17 protein-coding genes are annotated in these 16,567 nt (G+C 61.6%); 7 read left to right on the plus strand and 10 right to left on the minus strand.

Annotated elements, in window-relative coordinates; translation table 11 throughout:
- Window positions 1–68: 68 nt before the first annotated feature.
- From lpdA to BBF94_RS10395, 4 genes are read right to left on the minus strand one after another with little or no spacing between them, the layout of a single operon-like run.
- On the minus strand, window positions 69–1,442 hold the full coding sequence (gene lpdA, locus BBF94_RS10380; protein ID WP_065258949.1) for a dihydrolipoyl dehydrogenase: 1,374 nt from the start codon (window positions 1,440–1,442) through the stop codon (window positions 69–71).
- A gap of 4 nt (window positions 1,443–1,446) precedes the next feature.
- Window positions 1,447–2,718, minus strand: coding sequence for a dihydrolipoamide acetyltransferase family protein (locus BBF94_RS10385; protein ID WP_065258950.1), 1,272 nt, complete (start codon window positions 2,716–2,718; stop codon window positions 1,447–1,449).
- Window positions 2,719–3,777 (minus strand): alpha-ketoacid dehydrogenase subunit beta, encoded by a 1,059-nt coding sequence (locus BBF94_RS10390; protein WP_065258951.1) that lies wholly within the window; start codon window positions 3,775–3,777, stop codon window positions 2,719–2,721. It lies immediately after the preceding gene.
- 1 nt (window position 3,778) lies between these two features.
- Window positions 3,779–5,014, minus strand: a complete 1,236-nt coding sequence (locus BBF94_RS10395; RefSeq protein ID WP_065258952.1) for a 3-methyl-2-oxobutanoate dehydrogenase (2-methylpropanoyl-transferring) subunit alpha — start codon at window positions 5,012–5,014, stop codon at window positions 3,779–3,781.
- Between the two features lie 185 nt (window positions 5,015–5,199).
- Here BBF94_RS10395 and bkdR point away from each other — a divergent pair, with 185 nt between their 5' ends.
- Window positions 5,200–5,688 (plus strand): Bkd operon transcriptional regulator BkdR, encoded by a 489-nt coding sequence (gene bkdR, locus BBF94_RS10400; protein WP_007915088.1) that lies wholly within the window; start codon window positions 5,200–5,202, stop codon window positions 5,686–5,688.
- A 12-nt stretch (window positions 5,689–5,700) separates the two neighbouring features.
- Here bkdR and BBF94_RS10405 read toward each other — a convergent pair whose 3' ends face one another.
- Window positions 5,701–6,561, minus strand: a complete 861-nt coding sequence (locus BBF94_RS10405) for a tyrosinase family protein (RefSeq protein WP_065258953.1) — start codon at window positions 6,559–6,561, stop codon at window positions 5,701–5,703.
- 126 nt (window positions 6,562–6,687) lie between these two features.
- Complete coding sequence (locus tag BBF94_RS10410; RefSeq protein WP_065258954.1) at window positions 6,688–7,551, minus strand: MBL fold metallo-hydrolase; 864 nt, start codon at window positions 7,549–7,551, stop codon at window positions 6,688–6,690.
- A 99-nt stretch (window positions 7,552–7,650) separates the two neighbouring features.
- Between BBF94_RS10410 and BBF94_RS10415 the strand changes: the two genes are divergently transcribed.
- The 3 genes from BBF94_RS10415 to BBF94_RS10425 are packed head-to-tail and all read left to right on the plus strand — an operon-like array spanning window position 7,651 to window position 10,081.
- Window positions 7,651–7,989 carry an ArsR/SmtB family transcription factor gene (locus BBF94_RS10415; RefSeq protein ID WP_007952897.1) on the plus strand — a complete coding sequence of 113 codons (339 nt, stop codon included), beginning with the start codon at window positions 7,651–7,653 and terminating at the stop codon, window positions 7,987–7,989.
- Between the two features lie 38 nt (window positions 7,990–8,027).
- The gene (locus BBF94_RS10420) at window positions 8,028–9,272 is read left to right on the plus strand and encodes an NAD(P)/FAD-dependent oxidoreductase (RefSeq protein WP_065258955.1); all 1,245 of its coding nucleotides are present in this window, start codon (window positions 8,028–8,030) and stop codon (window positions 9,270–9,272) included.
- 8 nt (window positions 9,273–9,280) lie between these two features.
- Entirely contained in the window at window positions 9,281–10,081 is an 801-nt protein-coding gene (locus BBF94_RS10425; protein WP_065258956.1) for a sulfite exporter TauE/SafE family protein, read from the plus strand.
- A 42-nt stretch (window positions 10,082–10,123) separates the two neighbouring features.
- On the opposite strand, the gene BBF94_RS10430 is transcribed toward BBF94_RS10425, so the two are convergent.
- The gene (locus BBF94_RS10430; RefSeq protein WP_065258957.1) at window positions 10,124–11,074 is read right to left on the minus strand and encodes a polysaccharide deacetylase family protein; all 951 of its coding nucleotides are present in this window, start codon (window positions 11,072–11,074) and stop codon (window positions 10,124–10,126) included.
- Between the two features lie 150 nt (window positions 11,075–11,224).
- Between BBF94_RS10430 and BBF94_RS10435 the strand changes: the two genes are divergently transcribed.
- Complete coding sequence (locus BBF94_RS10435; RefSeq protein ID WP_065258958.1) at window positions 11,225–12,880, plus strand: MFS transporter; 1,656 nt, start codon at window positions 11,225–11,227, stop codon at window positions 12,878–12,880.
- Window positions 12,877–14,019: an HlyD family secretion protein gene (locus BBF94_RS10440; RefSeq protein ID WP_065258959.1), complete on the plus strand. Its 1,143-nt coding sequence runs from the start codon at window positions 12,877–12,879 to the stop codon at window positions 14,017–14,019. The genes BBF94_RS10435 and BBF94_RS10440 overlap by 4 nt, the downstream gene beginning before the upstream one ends.
- A 2-nt stretch (window positions 14,020–14,021) precedes the next feature.
- Here BBF94_RS10440 and copD read toward each other — a convergent pair whose 3' ends face one another.
- The 3 genes from copD to BBF94_RS10455 are packed head-to-tail and all read right to left on the minus strand — an operon-like array spanning window position 14,022 to window position 15,728.
- The gene (gene copD / locus BBF94_RS10445; RefSeq protein WP_065258960.1) at window positions 14,022–14,879 is read right to left on the minus strand and encodes a copper homeostasis membrane protein CopD; all 858 of its coding nucleotides are present in this window, start codon (window positions 14,877–14,879) and stop codon (window positions 14,022–14,024) included.
- A 3-nt stretch (window positions 14,880–14,882) separates the two neighbouring features.
- Window positions 14,883–15,245, minus strand: coding sequence for a copper homeostasis periplasmic binding protein CopC (copC, locus tag BBF94_RS10450; RefSeq protein ID WP_065258961.1), 363 nt, complete (start codon window positions 15,243–15,245; stop codon window positions 14,883–14,885).
- Window positions 15,246–15,293: 48 nt separating this feature from the next.
- Window positions 15,294–15,728, minus strand: coding sequence for a GNAT family N-acetyltransferase (locus BBF94_RS10455; RefSeq protein WP_065258962.1), 435 nt, complete (start codon window positions 15,726–15,728; stop codon window positions 15,294–15,296).
- A 147-nt stretch (window positions 15,729–15,875) separates the two neighbouring features.
- On the opposite strand from BBF94_RS10455, the gene BBF94_RS10460 reads away from it, so the two are divergent.
- Window positions 15,876–16,496: a TetR/AcrR family transcriptional regulator gene (locus BBF94_RS10460; RefSeq protein WP_038365564.1), complete on the plus strand. Its 621-nt coding sequence runs from the start codon at window positions 15,876–15,878 to the stop codon at window positions 16,494–16,496.
- The last annotated feature ends 71 nt before the right edge of the window (window positions 16,497–16,567 follow it).

Genomic DNA, 16,567 nt, shown 5'->3' on the forward strand with positions numbered 1-16,567 from the left:
ACGCGGAGCGTCCCGGGCTGCATTCCCACGCGGAGCGTGGGAACGATCAAACGATCTGCGACCGAAAGTTACAGGTGCAACGCATGCCCGAGGGCACGCAGCGCCGCTTCCTGCACCGCTTCACCCAGGGTCGGATGCGCATGGATGGTGCCGCCGATGTCTTCCAGTCGCGCACCCATTTCCAGGCTTTGCGCGAACGCGGTCGACAGCTCCGATACCCCGACGCCGACCGCTTGCCAACCGACAATCACATGATTGTCACGACGGGCGACCACCCGCACGAAGCCGGTTTTCGACTCCAGCGTCATCGCCCGGCCGTTGGCCGCGAACGGGAAGTTCGACACGATGCAGTCCAGCCCCGCAGCCCTGGCCTCGTCCGGGGTCTGGCCGACCACTACCAGTTCCGGGTCGGTGAAGCACACGGCGGCGATGGCGGTCGGGTTGAACTCGCGGGGTTTGCCGCTGATCAGCTCGGCGACCATTTCGCCCTGGGCCATGGCGCGGTGGGCCAGCATCGGCTCGCCGCTCAGGTCACCGATGGCGTAAACGTTGCGCATGCTGGTCTGGCAGCGACTGTCGATCTTGATTGCCGAGCCGTTCATCTCGAGGTTCAGCGCTTCGAGGTTCCAGCCCTGGGTATTGGGTTTACGACCGACGGCCACCAGCACCTGATCGGTTTCCAGATTCAGGGTGTCGCCGTTTGGATCGCGCACCTGCAACGTGCCGTCGAAACCCAGCACGCTGTGCTTCAGATAAAGCTTCACGCCCAGTTGCTTCAGCGCGTCGTGCACCGGTTGGGTCAGTTCGGCGTCGTAGGCCGGCAGGATGCGATCCTGCGCCTCGACCACACTGACCTCGGCGCCGAGCTTGCGATAGGCAATGCCCAGCTCCAGACCGATGTAGCCGCCGCCGACCACGATCAAGCGTTTCGGAACCGACTTCGGTGCCAGTGCTTCGGTAGATGAAATGATCGGCCCGCCGATCGGCAGGATCGGCAGGTTGACGCTTTTCGAACCGGTGGCCAGCACCAGGTGTTCGCACTGGATGCGCGTGTCGCCGACTTCCACGGTCTTGCCGTCGATGACCCTGGCCCAGCCGTTGATGACCTGGACCTTGTTCTTCTTCAGCAGCGCGGCGACGCCAGTGGTCAGGCGGTCGACGATGCCGTCCTTCCACTCGACGCTTTTGGTGATGTCGAGGGTCGGCGCTGAAACGCTGATGCCCAGTGCCGAATGCTGATTGTGATGCTGAGTCTGGTGAAACTGCTCGGCCACATGGATCAGCGCTTTCGACGGAATGCAGCCGATGTTCAGGCAGGTGCCGCCCAGGGAATCGCCCTCGACCAGAATGGTCGAAATGCCCAGTTGCCCGGCACGAATGGCCGTCACGTAACCACCGGGGCCACCGCCGATGATCAGCAGCGTGGTGTTCAGAGTTTGCATGCCATTACTCCACAAACAGGGTCGCGGGTTGTTCGAGCAGGCCACGAATGGCCTGGATGAAGAGCGCCGCGTCCATGCCGTCGACCACGCGGTGATCGAAGGAGCTGGAGAGGTTCATCATCTTGCGGATCACCACCTGGCCTTTGACGACCATCGGCCGTTCGACGATTTTGTTCACGCCGACGATGGCCACTTCCGGCAGGTTCAGCACCGGGGTGCTGACAATGCCGCCAAGAGCGCCGAGGCTGGTCAGGGTGATGGTCGAGCCGGACAGTTCATCGCGGCTGGCCTTGCCGTTACGGGCGGCGGTGGCGAGGCGGGAGATTTCCGCCGCGCTGTCCCACAGGCTGCGCGCTTCGGCGTGACGCACCACCGGTACCATCAGGCCGACGTCGCTTTGGGTGGCGACGCCGACATGCACGGCGCCGAGGCGGGTGATGACCTGGGCCTCGTCGTCGTAGCGGGCGTTCATCTGCGGGAAGTCGCGCAGGGCGACGACCAGCGCACGCACGAGGAACGGCAGCAAGGTCAGCTTGCCACGGCTGGCTCCATGTTTTTCGTTGAGGTGGGCACGCAGTTCTTCAATCGCGGTGACGTCGATTTCCTCGACATAACTGAAATGCGCGGCACGCTGGGTGGCTTCCTGCATGCGCTGGGCGATCTTGCGGCGCATGCCGATCACCTGGATCTGTTCTTCATCGTGACGCTGGGCGTACGCAGCGGCGACCGGCGCCGAAGCGTTGGATTGACCTTGCGCCAGATAAGCCTCGAGGTCTTCATGCAATACGCGACCGGCCGGGCCGGAGCCGCGCACCAGACGCAATTGAATGCCCAGATCCAGCGCATGCTTGCGCACGGCCGGGGAGGCCAGCGGACGCTCGTTGGCTTCGCGGGCGACCATCGGCCCCTGGCAAACCGGTGCTGCACGCGGCGCGGCAGGCTTGCTTTCAACGACGGCTTCAACCTTGGGGGCGACAGGTGTTTCTTTCGCCGCAACAGGCGCCGGCTTGTCGGACTCCTTCAGATTGCCCGCACCTTCAACCTCGATGCTGATCAGCACACTGCCGACCGCCATCACTTCGCCTGGCTGACCGCCCAGCGCGATGACTTTACCGTGCACCGGCGACGGGATGTCGACCATTGCCTTGTCGGTCATCACATCTGCCAGCACCTGGTCTTCAACGACCAGATCGCCGACCTTGACGTGCCACTGCGACAGTTCTACTTCTGCGATGCCTTCGCCGATGTCCGGCATCTTGATAACGTGCGTGCCCATTCAGACCTCCATGACCCGTTTCAGCGCCGCACCTACACGGGACGGCCCAGGGAAATACGCCCACTCCTGCGCGTGCGGGTAGGGGGTGTCCCAACCGGTGACGCGCTCGATCGGCGCTTCCAGGTGATGGAAGCAATGCTCTTGCACCAGCGACACCAGTTCGGCGCCGAAACCGCAGGTGCGGGTGGCTTCGTGAACCACGACGCAGCGCCCGGTTTTCTTCACGGATTTGACGATGGTGTCCAGGTCCAGCGGCCACAGGCTGCGCAGGTCGATGACTTCAGCGTCCACACCGCTTTCTTCGGCCGCGACTTGCGACACGTACACAGTGGTGCCGTAGGTCAGCACGGTGACGTCCTTGCCCGGACGGGCGATGGCGGCAACGTCCAGCGGCACGGTGTAGTAACCGTCAGGCACCTGTGCGGCCGGGTGTTTCGACCACGGGGTTACCGGACGTTCGTGATGGCCGTCGAACGGGCCGTTGTACAGGCGTTTCGGCTCCAGGAAGATCACCGGGTCATCGTTTTCGATGGAGGCGATCAACAGGCCCTTGGCGTCATACGGGTTGGACGGCATGACGGTGCGCAGGCCGCAGACCTGGGTGAACAGGGCTTCGATACTCTGGCTGTGGGTCTGACCGCCGTAGATGCCGCCACCGCAAGGCATGCGCAGGGTCAGCGGGGCGGTGAATTCGCCGGCGGAGCGATAACGCAGGCGTGCCGCCTCGGAAATGATCTGGTCATAGGCCGGGTAGACGTAGTCGGCAAACTGGATCTCCACCACCGGACGCAGACCGTAGGCGCCCATGCCCACGGCGGTCCCGACGATGCCGCTTTCGGAGATCGGCGCGTCGAACACCCGCGAGGTGCCGTACTTGGCCTGCAGACCTTCGGTGCAGCGGAACACGCCGCCGAAGTAGCCGACGTCCTGGCCGAACACCACCACATTGTCGTCACGCTCAAGCATCACATCCATGGCCGAGCGCAGGGCCTGGATCATGGTCATGGTGGTCGTGGTCATGGCGGTTTCCAACTGAATATTGTTGTTGTGGTCGTTCATGTCAGATCCCCAACTGCTGACGCTGGCGCTTCAAGTGCTCCGGCATCTCTTTGTAGACGTCTTCGAACATGGTGGCGGCGCTTGGAATCTGGCCGCCGGCAAGGGTGCCGTATTGTTCGGCCTGCTTCTGCGCGGCGATCACTTCGGCTTCGAGCTCGGCGCTGACGGCGGCGTGCTCTTCTTCAGACCAGTGACCGACCTTGATCAGGTGCTGTTTCAGGCGGGCAATCGGATCGCCCAGCGGGAAATGGCTCCAGTCGTCGGCAGGACGGTATTTGGACGGATCGTCGGAGGTCGAGTGCGGGCCGGCGCGGTAAGTAACCCATTCGATCATGGTCGGGCCGAGGCCGCGGCGGGCGCGTTCGGCAGCCCAGGCGGAGGCGGCGTAGACCGCGTAGAAATCGTTGCCGTCTACCCGCAGGGAGGCGATGCCGCAACCGACGCCGCGTCCGGCGAAGGTGGTGGCTTCACCGCCGGCGATGGCCTGGAAGGTCGAAATCGCCCACTGGTTGTTGACCACGTTGAGGATCACTGGCGCCCGGTAAACGTGAGCGAAGGTGAGGGCAGTGTGGAAGTCCGATTCGGCGGTGGCACCGTCACCGATCCAGGCGGAAGCGATTTTGGTGTCGCCCTTGATCGCCGAAGCCATGCCCCAGCCCACGCCCTGAATGAACTGGGTGGCGAGGTTGCCGGAAATGGTGAAGAAACCGGCGTCCTTGACCGAGTACATGATCGGCAATTGACGTCCCTTGAGCGGATCACGCTCGTTGGACAGCAACTGACAGATCAGGTCGACCAGCGGTACGTCACGGGCCATCAGGATGCTTTGCTGACGATAGGTCGGGAAGCACATGTCGTCGGTGTTCAAGGCCAGGGCCTGGGCGCTGCCGATGGCTTCTTCGCCAAGACTCTGCATGTAGAACGACATTTTTTTCTGACGCTGAGCGACCACCATGCGGTTGTCGTAGATCCGGGTCTTGAGCATGGCGCGCATGCCTTTGCGCAGGATCTCGACGGGCACGTTTTCGGCCCATGGACCAAGGGCATTGCCCTGGTCATCGAGCACGCGGATCAGACCACGGGCCAGGTCGGCGGTATCGGCGGGTTCTACATCGATGGAAGGTTTGCGCACCATGCCGGCATCGGTCAGATGCAGGTAGGAGAAATCGGTTTTGCAGCCCGGACGGCCCGAAGGTTCAGGGACGTGCAGACGCAGCGGTTCATACGCTTGGGTCATGGCTTCTACGCTCGATCTTGTGAATTTCTTGTAGTGAGCTGGCAGTCATTCTTCGATAAAAGAAATCTTGTCCTACAACAATCATAGGCCCGGGCAAGAAGAATATTTCTCTCTGTTTCGTTGCGCTGGAGATCATTTGCAGATAGAAAATCTGCATAAACATAAAAAACAGGTGGTTTTGTCTCATGCGCAAACTGGACCGTACCGACATCGGCATTCTCAACAGCCTTCAGGAGAATGCGCGTATCACTAACGCCGACCTGGCCCGTTCGGTCAATTTGTCACCGACGCCTTGCTTCAACCGGGTGAAGGCGATGGAAGAGTTGGGACTGATCCGCGAGCAGGTGACCTTGCTCGATGCCGACCTGCTCGGGCTGCATGTGAACGTATTCATTCATGTCAGCCTGGAGAAGCAGGTCGAAGAAGCCTTGCAGCATTTCGAGGAGGCGATTTCCGACCGCCCGGAGGTCATGGAGTGCTACCTGATGGCCGGCGACCCGGATTATCTGATCCGGGTGCTGGTGCCGACCATTCAGTCGCTCGAGCGCTTCATGATGGATTTTCTGACCAAGGTGCCAGGGGTGGCCAACATAAGGTCAAGTTTCGCGCTCAAGCAGGTGCGCTATAAAACTGCGTTGCCGTTGCCGGCGAATGGCCTGACCCTCGGCAACTGATCACTGGCCGGGTTACAGGTAGTCATACCGGTAACCCAGCTCCGTCGTATAAATTGCCTGCCCGACCGTGAACGTTTGTGCCCACGGGGCAAGTTCATTCTCCGGGTGGAAAACCAGAACGGTTTCATTCATTTCATCGGGATCACCCTGCCTGGATGTGAATGCCGGGAGGCGCGGATGTTGATGCTTCCAGCGCTCCCACAGCAGATCCATATAGCAGTGATGCAGAAAGAACACCGGATCGTTGGGGGATGCGGCATGTAGCATGTTGCCACCGACCCATGCATGAACCGGGTTGTGCAGTTCTCTTTCCGCAATGTTTTCCCAGCCCTCGGGTTCCAGCCAGTAGGGCGTCCTGTTAAGCGCCGAAATGACAGCCTCAGCTGACGGCAAGGCGCCCTCTGCGCCGAGGTTTCGCAGCAGGCCTGTGTTTCCCGGCTCCTGGTCCCACACGGCGATCTCGAAACGCGAATGCTCCCGGGAAAACGGGCCGGTGGTGACGCGCTGCTCCAGCGTATTGTCGCCATTTCCCCCCATGAAGTCGGAGGTGAAGGGGTTGTCCGCACCTCCGAGTTGCCAGTTCCAGTAAGGCAAGGTAATGCCCGGATTATTGGCAGCCGTCTGCAGGGCCAGCTCGAACTGGCGGATCAGAATCCGGTGCCAGGGAAAGAACAGGGGACTGCCGTGCGGATTGGGGACCAGCGGGTTGCCCCGTCCCATCGAGTTCTTGTGAATCTGGACGAAGTCATCGTAACGGCTCTGCTGACCGGGGCGCAGCACGCTGTCGACGTTGTTTTTCAGTCTGAGGACCGCGTCGATGAACGCGGATTTTTCATCCCGGGTCAGATCCCGGTGGTTGCGGCGAATATCCATATTGCAAAAACTCCATGGGTTGAGTGCCCCATGGAGTCTGCCTGCTCGCCGGAATTAAACCAGTTCATGGGTATCGACGCGTCATGTGGGAAAAGCTTTCACCATCACGAGCCATGACGCTTTTTCTCATAGGGCGTTGATCGGAATCTTCAGATAGGTCACGCCGTTGTCTTCTGCCGGCGGCAGATGACCCGCCCGTACATTGACCTGAATCGCCGGCAGCAACAGGGTCGGCATGCCCAGCCCGGCATCACGTTTGGTGCGCATTTCGACAAATGCGGCTTCGTCGATGCCGTCATGCACATGGATATTGCTTTTGCGTTGTTCGCCCACGGTGGTCTGGCACTGCGAGGCGCGACCTTGCGGCGGGTAATCGTGGCAGACGTAGAGCTTCACGCTGGCGGGGAACGCCAGCAGCTTCTGGATCGAATTGAACAGCTGATGCGCGTTGCCGCCCGGGAAGTCGCAGCGGGCGGTGCCGACGTCGGGCATGAACAATGTGTCGCCGACCAGAATCTGCTCGCCGTCGATCAGGTAGGCCATGTCCGCTGGCGTATGGCCGGGAACGTGCAGGGCGGTGGCCTTGAGATTGCCGATCGTGAACGACTCGTTGGGCGCGAACAGGTGATCGAACTGCGAGCCGTCGACGCGAAACTCCGGTTCCAGGTTGAACAACGCCTTGAACACGTTCTGCACTTTGCTGATCGACTCGCCAATCGCGATCTTGCCCCCCAGCTCCCGGCGCAGGTAAGGCGCGGCGGAGAGGTGATCGGCGTGGGCATGGGTTTCCAGCAACCATTGCACTTGCAGATGGTGGGCGCGAACGAACGCGATGATGTTGTCCGCCTGGGCCGTGCAGGTACGGCCGGCGGCGCCGTCGTAATCGAGCACCGGATCGACGATTGCACACTGTCCGCCGTCGACCTCGTAGACCACGTAACTGTAGGTCGAGGAGGCGGGGTCGAGGAAAGCTTCAATCAGCGCGGGCATGGACAGGGTCCTGTGCAAATAGGTGGAAAGTCAGGGTTGCAACACTTTATGTAAACACATAATGTCCGCAGCTTAAGTGACGTTGAAGGCATCCTGCAAATGCAATCCAGTCTGACCGAGTGTGAAGTCGCCCAGCTCAGGGCATCGGCGTCGAAGGCCTGTTCGCTGCTCAAGGCCCTGGCCAACGAGGATCGACTGCTGATCCTGTGTCAGTTGACCCAGGGCGAGCGCAATGTCGGCGAGCTGGAGAAAATGACCGGCGTGCGCCAGCCGACCCTGTCCCAGCAATTGGGCATCCTGCGCGATGAAGGGCTGGTCGCGACCCGTCGTGAAGGCAAGTACATTTTTTACGGCCTCGCCAGTCACGAAGTGATCCAGGTGATGAAAACCCTGTCCGGACTCTACTGCGGAGCCGTCCTCAAAAGCTGGGCGCAATAGACCCGGCTATCCTTGCGTGCAGCAATAAGGAACAAGCAATGAACGATCAACACTGGGGCCCATCCATCAGTGCAGACATCGTGGTCATCGGCGGCGGTACTGCCGGCATCGGTTTTGTCGCCAGTCTGCTCAAGCGTGACCCCCACCTGAACATTACGGTGATCGAGCCAAGCGCCCAGCACTATTATCAACCGGCCTGGACGCTGGTGGGCGGTGGTGCCTACGACGCCAGGGACACTGCCAGACCGATGAACAAGGTGATGCCGCGTCAGGCCACCTGGGTTCAAGCGGCCGTGACGGTCATCGATCCCGACAAACGCCTGCTCACCCTCAACGATCAACGTACCGTCAGTTACCAGAACCTGATCGTCTGCCCCGGCCTGCGTCTGGCCTGGGAGAAGATCGAGGGTTTGCAGGAAAGTCTCGGCCAGCACGGTGTCACTTCCAACTACAGCTATCAGCACGCGCAATACACCTGGGATCAGGTGCAGAAACTGCGTGGCGGCAAGGCGCTGTTCACCCAGCCGGCGATGCCGATCAAATGCGCGGGTGCGCCGCAAAAGGCGTTGTACCTGTCCTGCGATCACTGGCTCAAGCGCAATCTACTGAGCAAGGTCGACGTCGAGTTCAATCTTGCCGGCGCCGCGCTGTTCGGTGTCCCGACCTTCGTGCCGCCGCTGATGAAGTACATCGAAAAGTACAACGCGCGGCTGGCGTTCAATTCCAATCTGGTAAAAGTCGACGGCCCTGCGAAAACCGCCTGGTTCGATGTCAAGGACGCGGACGGCAACGTCACCCGTCAGGCGAAAACATTCGATCTGCTGCACGTCGTCCCGCCGCAGGTTTCCCCGGACTTCATCGCACAAAGTCCGCTGGCCGACGCTGCCGGCTGGTGCGAAGTCAATCCGCACAGCCTGCAACATCCGCGTTATCCGGAGGTGTTCGCGCTCGGCGATATCTGCAACACCACCAACGCGAAAACCGCTGCTGCCGTGCGCAAGCAGGTCGTGGTGGTCGCCGAGAACCTGCTGGCACAGCGCAAGTCGCTGGCGTTGCCGCTGAAGTACGACGGTTATGGTTCCTGCCCGCTGACGGTGGAGAAGGGCAAGGTGATCCTCGCCGAGTTCGGCTACGGCGGCAAACTGCTGCCGACCTTTCCCCTCGACCCGACCGTGCCACGGCGCTCTGCGTGGTGGCTGAAGGCGTCCCTGCTGCCTTGGTTCTACTGGAACGGCATGCTCAAGGGCCGCGAATGGCTGACCGGTGTGTCCAACGTCGACTGAGAACCCCTATGTTGCTGGCAAGTCTGTTTGGCGTGGTGATGGGATTGATCCTCGGGCTGACCGGGGCCGGTGGCGGAATTCTCGCGGTGCCGGCGCTGGTGCTCGGGCTGGGCTGGACGATGACGCAAGCGGCGCCGGTGGCGTTGTTCGCCGTGGGCAGTGCGGCGGCGGTCGGGGCCATCGATGGTTTGCGCCATGGTCTGGTGCGTTACCGCGCGGCGCTGTTGATCGCCGCGCTCGGGGCGGTGTTTTCGCCGCTGGGCATCTACTTCGCGCACCAGTTGCCGGAGAAGGTCCTGATGATTCTCTTCAGCCTGCTGATGGTGATGGTGGCCTGGCGCATGCTGCGTCGCGAACGCCAGCAGGAGGGGCCAAGCGATCATGGCCACGCCAGTTGGGGGCAGAAGAACTGCATGCTCAATGAACAGACCGGTCGCTTCGACTGGACCGCCAAATGCACCGCAACCCTCGCGGCGCTGGGTGCGGTGACCGGTGTGGTGTCCGGACTGCTCGGCGTCGGCGGCGGGTTCCTGATCGTCCCGGCGTTCAAGCAACTGACCGATGTGCAGATGCGTGGCATCGTCGCCACGTCGCTGATGGTGATCAGCCTGATTTCCGCCATCGGCGTGATCGGCGCGTTTCATGCCGGGGTGCGGATCGATCATCTCGGGGCGGCGTTCATCGTGGCCAGCATCGTCGGCATGATCATCGGCCGCAAACTTTGCGCGCGAGTGCCGGCGAGGACATTGCAGGTGGGATTCGCCAGTGTGTGCCTGGTGGTTGCGGCTTATATGCTGCTGCGGGCGTGAGTCGTTGAACAAAAAAATCGCAGCCTTGGCTGCGATTTTTTATCACTGGTTATTCGCCGCCTCGGTGTTGTCGATCAGCGGGTTTTTCTCGGTCAGCACCACTTGGGCGATCTGATCCTTGCGCATGAAGGTCACCTTCGGATGTGACTGCGCATAGCGGATAAAGCGCTCCATCGCCTCGACCATCGCCGGCGTGCCGCCAATGCGGTCGTGCAGGCTCACCGACATCATCCGCCGCTTGCTCGCGCCTTCAACGTAGAGGCGATCAAATTCCAGCACCAGTTGCTGGTAGAACTGCTCGGCGGAGAAATGCCGGCCCTCGATCAATACGATGTCGTTGTTGCGCAGGGTGTAGGGCACCACGGCGAATTTGCGCCCACGGACCATGGTCACGAAGGGCTCATCGCGGCTGACATCGTCGATGTGGTAGGTGAAGTTCAAATCCTGCAGCACTTTCAGCGTATTGGGGCTGCGCCGCAGCCAGTTGGCGTTGTAGCCCACCGAGCGCTGGCCGGTGATTTTCTCCACCGCCGCGACGCCGTCACCGATGAACTGTTTTTCCTGGGCGTAGTTCATGTTGTACGAATCGGCCCAGCGCATGCCGTGGGCCGCCAGTTCATGGCCGCGTTCGGCAATGGCCCTGGCCAGTTCCGGGTGCTTGAGCGCTGCTTCACCGACCACGTGAGAGGTGACCTTGATGCCGGTGCGATCCCACAGATCGAGCATGCGCCACAGGCCTTCCTTGTAGCCGTAATCGAACCAGGTCTGCGCCGGCAGATCCGGGTAGCCCTTGGGCAGCGGGGTGCCGGAGAATGGACTTTCCGCACCCTCGGGCTGGCCACCGGTTTCGAATTGCATCGACACCGAAATCACCAGTTGCGAGCCGTCCGGCCACGGGCGTTCCTGGGCGAAGGCGAGGGAGGGCAGCAACAGGGCGGCTGCCAGCAGATTTTTCAGCAGACGCGGGGAGCGTTGCCAGCGAGGAGTGGTCATAACGGGCACCTTGCAAGTTGAGAAGTGCTGCAAGGTTGGCATTGGCTACGCTTGAGAAAAATCCGCTGCGGGCGAGATGACCTTTAAACAAAATTTACGAATCCCGACGACCCCGGCACACTGAAGCCATTCCTGGCACAAGGCATTTCCATGGACCGATACGCCCCGCGCAACTGGCAGCCTCACGAGAAGCCCAGCCTGCCCGGATCTCCCTCGACGCCGTTGCACTCCAACCCCAAGCGCCTGGCCTATGCGCTGGTCGGGTTGCTGGTGGCATTGACCGGTGGGCTGGGCAACTCGCTGGTGGTCGCCAACCTGCCTTATCTGCAAGGCGCGCTCGGGGCGACCACGGCGGAGATGGCCTGGCTGCCGGCAGCTTATGTAATGACCAACGTGTCGATGAACCTGCTGCTGGTGAAGTTTCGGCAGCAGTTCGGCTTGCGGGCGTTCACCGAGGTATTTCTGGTGCTGTATGCGCTGGTGACCTTCGGCCATCTGTTCGTCAACGACCTGAGTTCGGCAATCGCCGTACGGGCGGCCCACGGCATGGTCGGCGCGGCGCTGAGTTCGCTGGGCCTGTATTACATGGTGCAGGCGTTCCCGGCCAAGTGGCGCATGAAGGCACTGGTACTGGGGCTTGGCACTTCGCAACTGGCGTTACCGCTGGCCCGGCTGTTTTCCGAAGACCTGCTGCAGATCGCCGAATGGCGCGGCTTGTACCTGTTCGAGCTGGGCATGGCGCTGCTCTCGCTGGGTTGCGTGCTGATGCTCAAGCTGCCGCCGGGTGATCGTTTCAAGACCTTCGAGCCTCTCGACTTTCTCACCTTCGCCATCCTCGCCAGCGGCGTGGCCCTGTTGTGCGCGGTGTTGTCTCTGGGCCGGATCGACTGGTGGCTGGAGGCCGACTGGATCGGCATCGCCCTGGCGGCATCGATTGCCCTGATCCTCGCGGGCCTGGCCATTGAACACAATCGCAGCAATCCGATGCTGATGACCCGCTGGCTCGGCAGCGGGGTGATGATCCGCCTGGCGCTGGCGGTGATCCTGATTCGCATGGTCACCTCGGAACAGTCGACCGGCGCCGTGGGTTTCATGCAAAACCTGAACATGAGCAGTCAGCAGTTGCACAGCCTCTACGTCGTCATGCTGATCGGCAGCATCGCCGGGCTGCTGACCAGTGCGCTGACCATCGACCCGAAACACCTGCTGATGCCGCTGATCGTCTCGCTGGCGTTGATGGCCACCGGTTCGATCATCGACAGTTCCTCGAACAACCTGACCCGCCCCCAAAACCTCTACTTCAGCCAGTTCCTCCTGGCCTTCGGCAGCACGTTTTTTCTGGGCCCGACCATGGTCCTCGGCACGCGCAACGTGTTGACCAATCCGCGCAATCTGGTGAGTTTTTCGGTGTTGTTCGGGATCTGCAACAACCTCGGCGGCCTGATCGGTGCAGCGTTGCTGGGGACGTTCCAGATCGTGCGCGAGAAATTTCATTCCAGCCATATCGTCGAGCAACTGGTGTTGTCCGACCCGTTGGTGGCCGCCCGGGTGCAGAGCGGCGGTTCGGCGGTCGGCTCTCTGATTGCCGACCCGAGCCTGCGCAACCTGCAAGGCATTCGCAGCCTGGCCAACGCCGCCACCCGCGAGGCCAACGTACTGGCCTATAACGATGTGTTCATGCTGATCGCGGTGATCGCGATCCTCACCATGATCTGGATTTCCATCCGTGCGCTGTGGCTGATCAGCACCACCAAAGCCGTCGCCCCGACACCTTCCGTTCCTTCCAGCGGTGCCACTTCTTCATGACCGAACCGACCACCACGACTACCAACGCCATCGCCGCCACACCCGAGGGCGAGGCGCCACCGTCTTCGCCAAATACCGAACCGCGCTCGCTGCGGGTGCGGATCATCTCGTCACTGGGCTTTGCCGCGATTGCCATCGTCGGTGTGCTGATCGTGCTGTATGCCTGGCAGTTGCCGCCGTTCAGCAGTGCGGTCGAGACCACCGAGAATGCGTTGGTACGTGGGCAGGTGACGATCATCGGCCCGCAGCTCAGCGGCTATGTCTATGAAGTGCCGGTGCAGGATTTCCAGTTCGTGAAGGCCGGCGATCTGCTGGTGCGTCTCGATGACCGCATCTATCAGCAGCGCCTCGATCAGTCGCTGGCACAACTGGCGGTGCAGAAAGCTTCGCTGGCCAACGTCGTGCAGCAACGCAACAGTGCCGAGGCGACCATCAAGTTGCGTCAGGCGGTGGTGGCCGACAGCGAGGCGCAATTGCGCAAAAGCGAGGCGGACCTGCGACGCAACACGGCGCTGGTCAATGATGGCTCAGTGTCCAAGCGTGAGATGGACGTGGCGCTGGCCGCCAACGCGCAAAGCATTGCATCGGTGGCGCAGGCCAAGGCCAATCTGGAAATCGCCCGGCAGGATCTGCAAACGGTGATCGTCAATCGCGGTTCGCTGGAGGCCGCCGTGGCCAGCGCCGAGGCGGCCGTGCAGCTGGCGCGGATTGATTTGTCCAACACCCGGATCGTCGCTCCCCGCGACGGTCAGCTCGGGCAGATCGGCGTGCGCCTCGGGGCCTACGTCAACTCCGGGGCGCAGTTGATGGCGCTGGTACCGGATCAGAAGTGGGTGATCGCCAACATGAAAGAAACCCAGATGAACAACGTGCGGGTCGGGCAACCGGTGAGCTTCACCGTCGATGCGCTCAACCATCGAAAATTCACTGGCCATGTGCAGCACATCTCGCCGGGTACCGGTTCGGAGTTCGCGTTATTGCAGGCCGACAACGCCACCGGCAACTTCGTGAAGATCGCCCAGCGGGTGCCGGTGCGAGTGACCATCGATCCGGACCAACAGGAAATCGAACGCTTGCGGCCGGGCATGTCGGTGGTGGTCAGCATCGATACGGCGAAGGGCGATACCCAGAAACATTGACGTCAGGCCGCAATCATCGGCGGCAGGGTGCCGAGCACGGAAACCGCCGCCACGGCACCGATCCCCAGCAGCCACTCGAGCATCACGCTGCGCTTGAGGATGCCGATGCGCTGTTCGCAATCACGGATGCGCAAGCGGTTGAACAATGCCAGTGCGAGCATGCCGATCACCAGCAAGGCCTTGATCAGCAGAATCAGCGCGAACCCCGAAAACAACGGCGTCGGCCACCACTGGCCGGTGAGGACGCGCACGTTGATCAGCCCGGTGATCAACAGACCGGCGACCAGCACGTAGCCAACTCCGCTGAATCGCTGCAAGACGTAGCGCACCGTTTCGCCGGACTCGCGCAGGATCATCACCAGCATCAACAACCCGCCCAGCCACGCGCCGACGCAGGTCAGGTGAATGACCTGATTGAGGATCAGCATCTGGCCGCTGAAACCGTCGAGCATAGCCCCGTGGCCGACCGGCGCGAGAGTCATCAGCAGCAATGCGCTCAGGCCCAGCCGCAATGGCTGGCTCGAACGCCACGGCGTCCACAGCAATGCCAGCAACAGGGCGTTGATCGACAGATGCCAGCGCCACACCTGACCGAAAAACGTATGGCCCAGCACCAGCTCGACGGTGTCCGGGTCGAACGCTGCAGCAGCCGAACCGGCCATGCTCGCGGTGATCAGCAACGCCCAGGCAACGCCGCTGGCCAGCGCAATCGCCGTCAACCAGCGGGCCAGTCGTGCCAGATGCCGATCCAGTGCCGGCGCTTCACCCTTGAGCAGCAGCGGCCGGAACAGCCAGGCCCCGAACAGCATCAACACCACGATGAAATGCAGGAACCGGCACAGCACCAGCGCGTCACTCATGAATTACTGGCCAACCTTGAACTGATAGGCGCCTTCGCTCTTGTGCGTGTCGACCGACACCGCGTGCCATTCGACCTTGTACTCGCCGGCGGTGAGCGGTGCCTGGGGAGTGACGATCAGGGTTTTCTTGTCGCCTTCGGTGGTCAATGGCTTGATCTTCACCGGCGCGCCGTCGTGGGTCACGGTGACTTTGGTGAAGCTGGCTTCGACGCCTTCGGAAAACACCAGGCGCAATTGCGCAGGCGCGGCGACGGTGCTGTCGGCGGCCGGGGTTGCGCTTTTCAGGTGAGCATGGGCGAACGCCTGGGAAGTGACGACCAGCGAAGCGAGCAGGGCGCCGGCGGTGAACAGTTTTTTCATCGACATGGGCAGTGTCCTTTCAGTGAAATGGCGGGCTGAGTATAGAGCGAAGGATCACAAGGCTTTCAGGCGCATGTGCACGACCGGAAAGGGCCGGCCTTCACCGTCGAGTTCCGAACGACCGACATCCTCGAATCCGTAGTGCAGATAAAAGCCGTGGGCCTGGGGATTCTGCTCATTGACGTCCACCTTGAGCAGCGGGCGGCGGACGTGGTCGAGCAAGCGGCGGCCGATGCCCTGACCCCGCTGTGACGGATCGATGAACAGCATCTGCACGGTGTCGTCGTCGGTGGCGATGAAGCCTGCGGGGGAACGGTCGGGGTTCTCGAAAACCCAGACATCCAGCGCGGGCAGGTAGGCGTCACGCACCAGCGGAAACAGCCGGTGAATATCGTCTTCCGGGAGAAAGTCGTGGGTGGCGCGGACCGAGCGTTCCCACAGAGCTGCAAGTTGCGGGTCATCCTCGGGGATGCGTTTGCGAATGGTCATCGACAGAATCCTTCAGCGTCTGACAGGGAGAAGGGGGGCGATCCTAAACCAGAAAAAAGCCCAGGTGTGTGAAGAATCGTTCTCGCCTGTCGCCCCTTGCCCGGAGCGGATGCTAGTCTTCAACAACGTTGTCTTCAGGGAGCCCTCATGGGCAATCACAAGATCGAAATCCGCCGCAGTAACGTCGAGAAAATCCTTCTGGCAGCGGAAAAGGTGTTCGCTGAAAAAGGCTTCGGCGGCACCGCCATGGCCGACATCGCCGCCGAAGTGCAGCTACCGCGTTCCAACCTGCATTACTACTTTTCGACCAAGAGCGAGCTGTACAGCGCCGTGCTGTTCGACCTGCTGGAGGTGTGGAAGCAGGACGCGCTGTGTTTCGAGATGTTCGATGATCCGCGGGTGGTGCTCAGCAGCTACATCCGCGCCAAGATGAACCACTCGCGCAGTCGGCCCTATGGCTCGAAAGTCTGGGCCAACGAAATCATCCACGGCGCGCCGACCCTGGGCGAGGCGCTGGATGTGAGCCTGTACGACTGGGCGAAAATGAAGGAAGCGAAGATCCGTCAGTGGGTGGAGGACAAGCGGATTCTGCCGGTGGAGCCGTCGAGCCTGCTGTACATGATCTGGGCGTCGACCCAGCACTATGCCGACTTTGATCATCAGGTGAATATTTTGAATGAGCATCAGCCGCTGTCGGACATGCAGTTCGAGCGGGCGGTGCAGACGGTGACCAGCGTTATTTTGCGGGGGATCGGCCTCGAGCCCTGAGTCTTGTGATGACCGGGCTGGCCTCTTCGCGAGCAGGCTCGCTCCCACAGGGAATTGCATTCCAAATGTGG

The sequence above is a fragment of the Pseudomonas bananamidigenes genome (assembly GCF_001679645.1).
Taxonomy (GTDB): domain Bacteria; phylum Pseudomonadota; class Gammaproteobacteria; order Pseudomonadales; family Pseudomonadaceae; genus Aquipseudomonas; species Aquipseudomonas bananamidigenes.

Excerpts from the sequence above, each read along its gene's own strand:
- lpdA (WP_065258949.1), bottom strand. The coding sequence starts at position 1,442 with ATGCAAACTCTGAACACCACGCTGCTGATCATCGGCGGTGGCCCCGGT.
- BBF94_RS10385 (WP_065258950.1), bottom strand. The coding sequence starts at position 2,718 with ATGGGCACGCACGTTATCAAGATGCCGGACATCGGCGAAGGCATCGCA.
- BBF94_RS10390 (WP_065258951.1), bottom strand. The coding sequence starts at position 3,777 with ATGAACGACCACAACAACAATATTCAGTTGGAAACCGCCATGACCACG.
- BBF94_RS10395 (WP_065258952.1), bottom strand. The coding sequence starts at position 5,014 with ATGACCCAAGCGTATGAACCGCTGCGTCTGCACGTCCCTGAACCTTCG.
- bkdR (WP_007915088.1), top strand. The coding sequence starts at position 5,200 with ATGCGCAAACTGGACCGTACCGACATCGGCATTCTCAACAGCCTTCAG.
- BBF94_RS10405 (WP_065258953.1), bottom strand. The coding sequence starts at position 6,561 with ATGGATATTCGCCGCAACCACCGGGATCTGACCCGGGATGAAAAATCC.
- BBF94_RS10410 (WP_065258954.1), bottom strand. The coding sequence starts at position 7,551 with ATGCCCGCGCTGATTGAAGCTTTCCTCGACCCCGCCTCCTCGACCTAC.
- BBF94_RS10415 (WP_007952897.1), top strand. The coding sequence starts at position 7,651 with ATGCAATCCAGTCTGACCGAGTGTGAAGTCGCCCAGCTCAGGGCATCG.
- BBF94_RS10420 (WP_065258955.1), top strand. The coding sequence starts at position 8,028 with ATGAACGATCAACACTGGGGCCCATCCATCAGTGCAGACATCGTGGTC.
- BBF94_RS10425 (WP_065258956.1), top strand. The coding sequence starts at position 9,281 with ATGTTGCTGGCAAGTCTGTTTGGCGTGGTGATGGGATTGATCCTCGGG.
- BBF94_RS10430 (WP_065258957.1), bottom strand. The coding sequence starts at position 11,074 with ATGACCACTCCTCGCTGGCAACGCTCCCCGCGTCTGCTGAAAAATCTG.
- BBF94_RS10435 (WP_065258958.1), top strand. The coding sequence starts at position 11,225 with ATGGACCGATACGCCCCGCGCAACTGGCAGCCTCACGAGAAGCCCAGC.
- BBF94_RS10440 (WP_065258959.1), top strand. The coding sequence starts at position 12,877 with ATGACCGAACCGACCACCACGACTACCAACGCCATCGCCGCCACACCC.
- copD (WP_065258960.1), bottom strand. The coding sequence starts at position 14,879 with ATGAGTGACGCGCTGGTGCTGTGCCGGTTCCTGCATTTCATCGTGGTG.
- copC (WP_065258961.1), bottom strand. The coding sequence starts at position 15,245 with ATGTCGATGAAAAAACTGTTCACCGCCGGCGCCCTGCTCGCTTCGCTG.
- BBF94_RS10455 (WP_065258962.1), bottom strand. The coding sequence starts at position 15,728 with ATGACCATTCGCAAACGCATCCCCGAGGATGACCCGCAACTTGCAGCT.
- BBF94_RS10460 (WP_038365564.1), top strand. The coding sequence starts at position 15,876 with ATGGGCAATCACAAGATCGAAATCCGCCGCAGTAACGTCGAGAAAATC.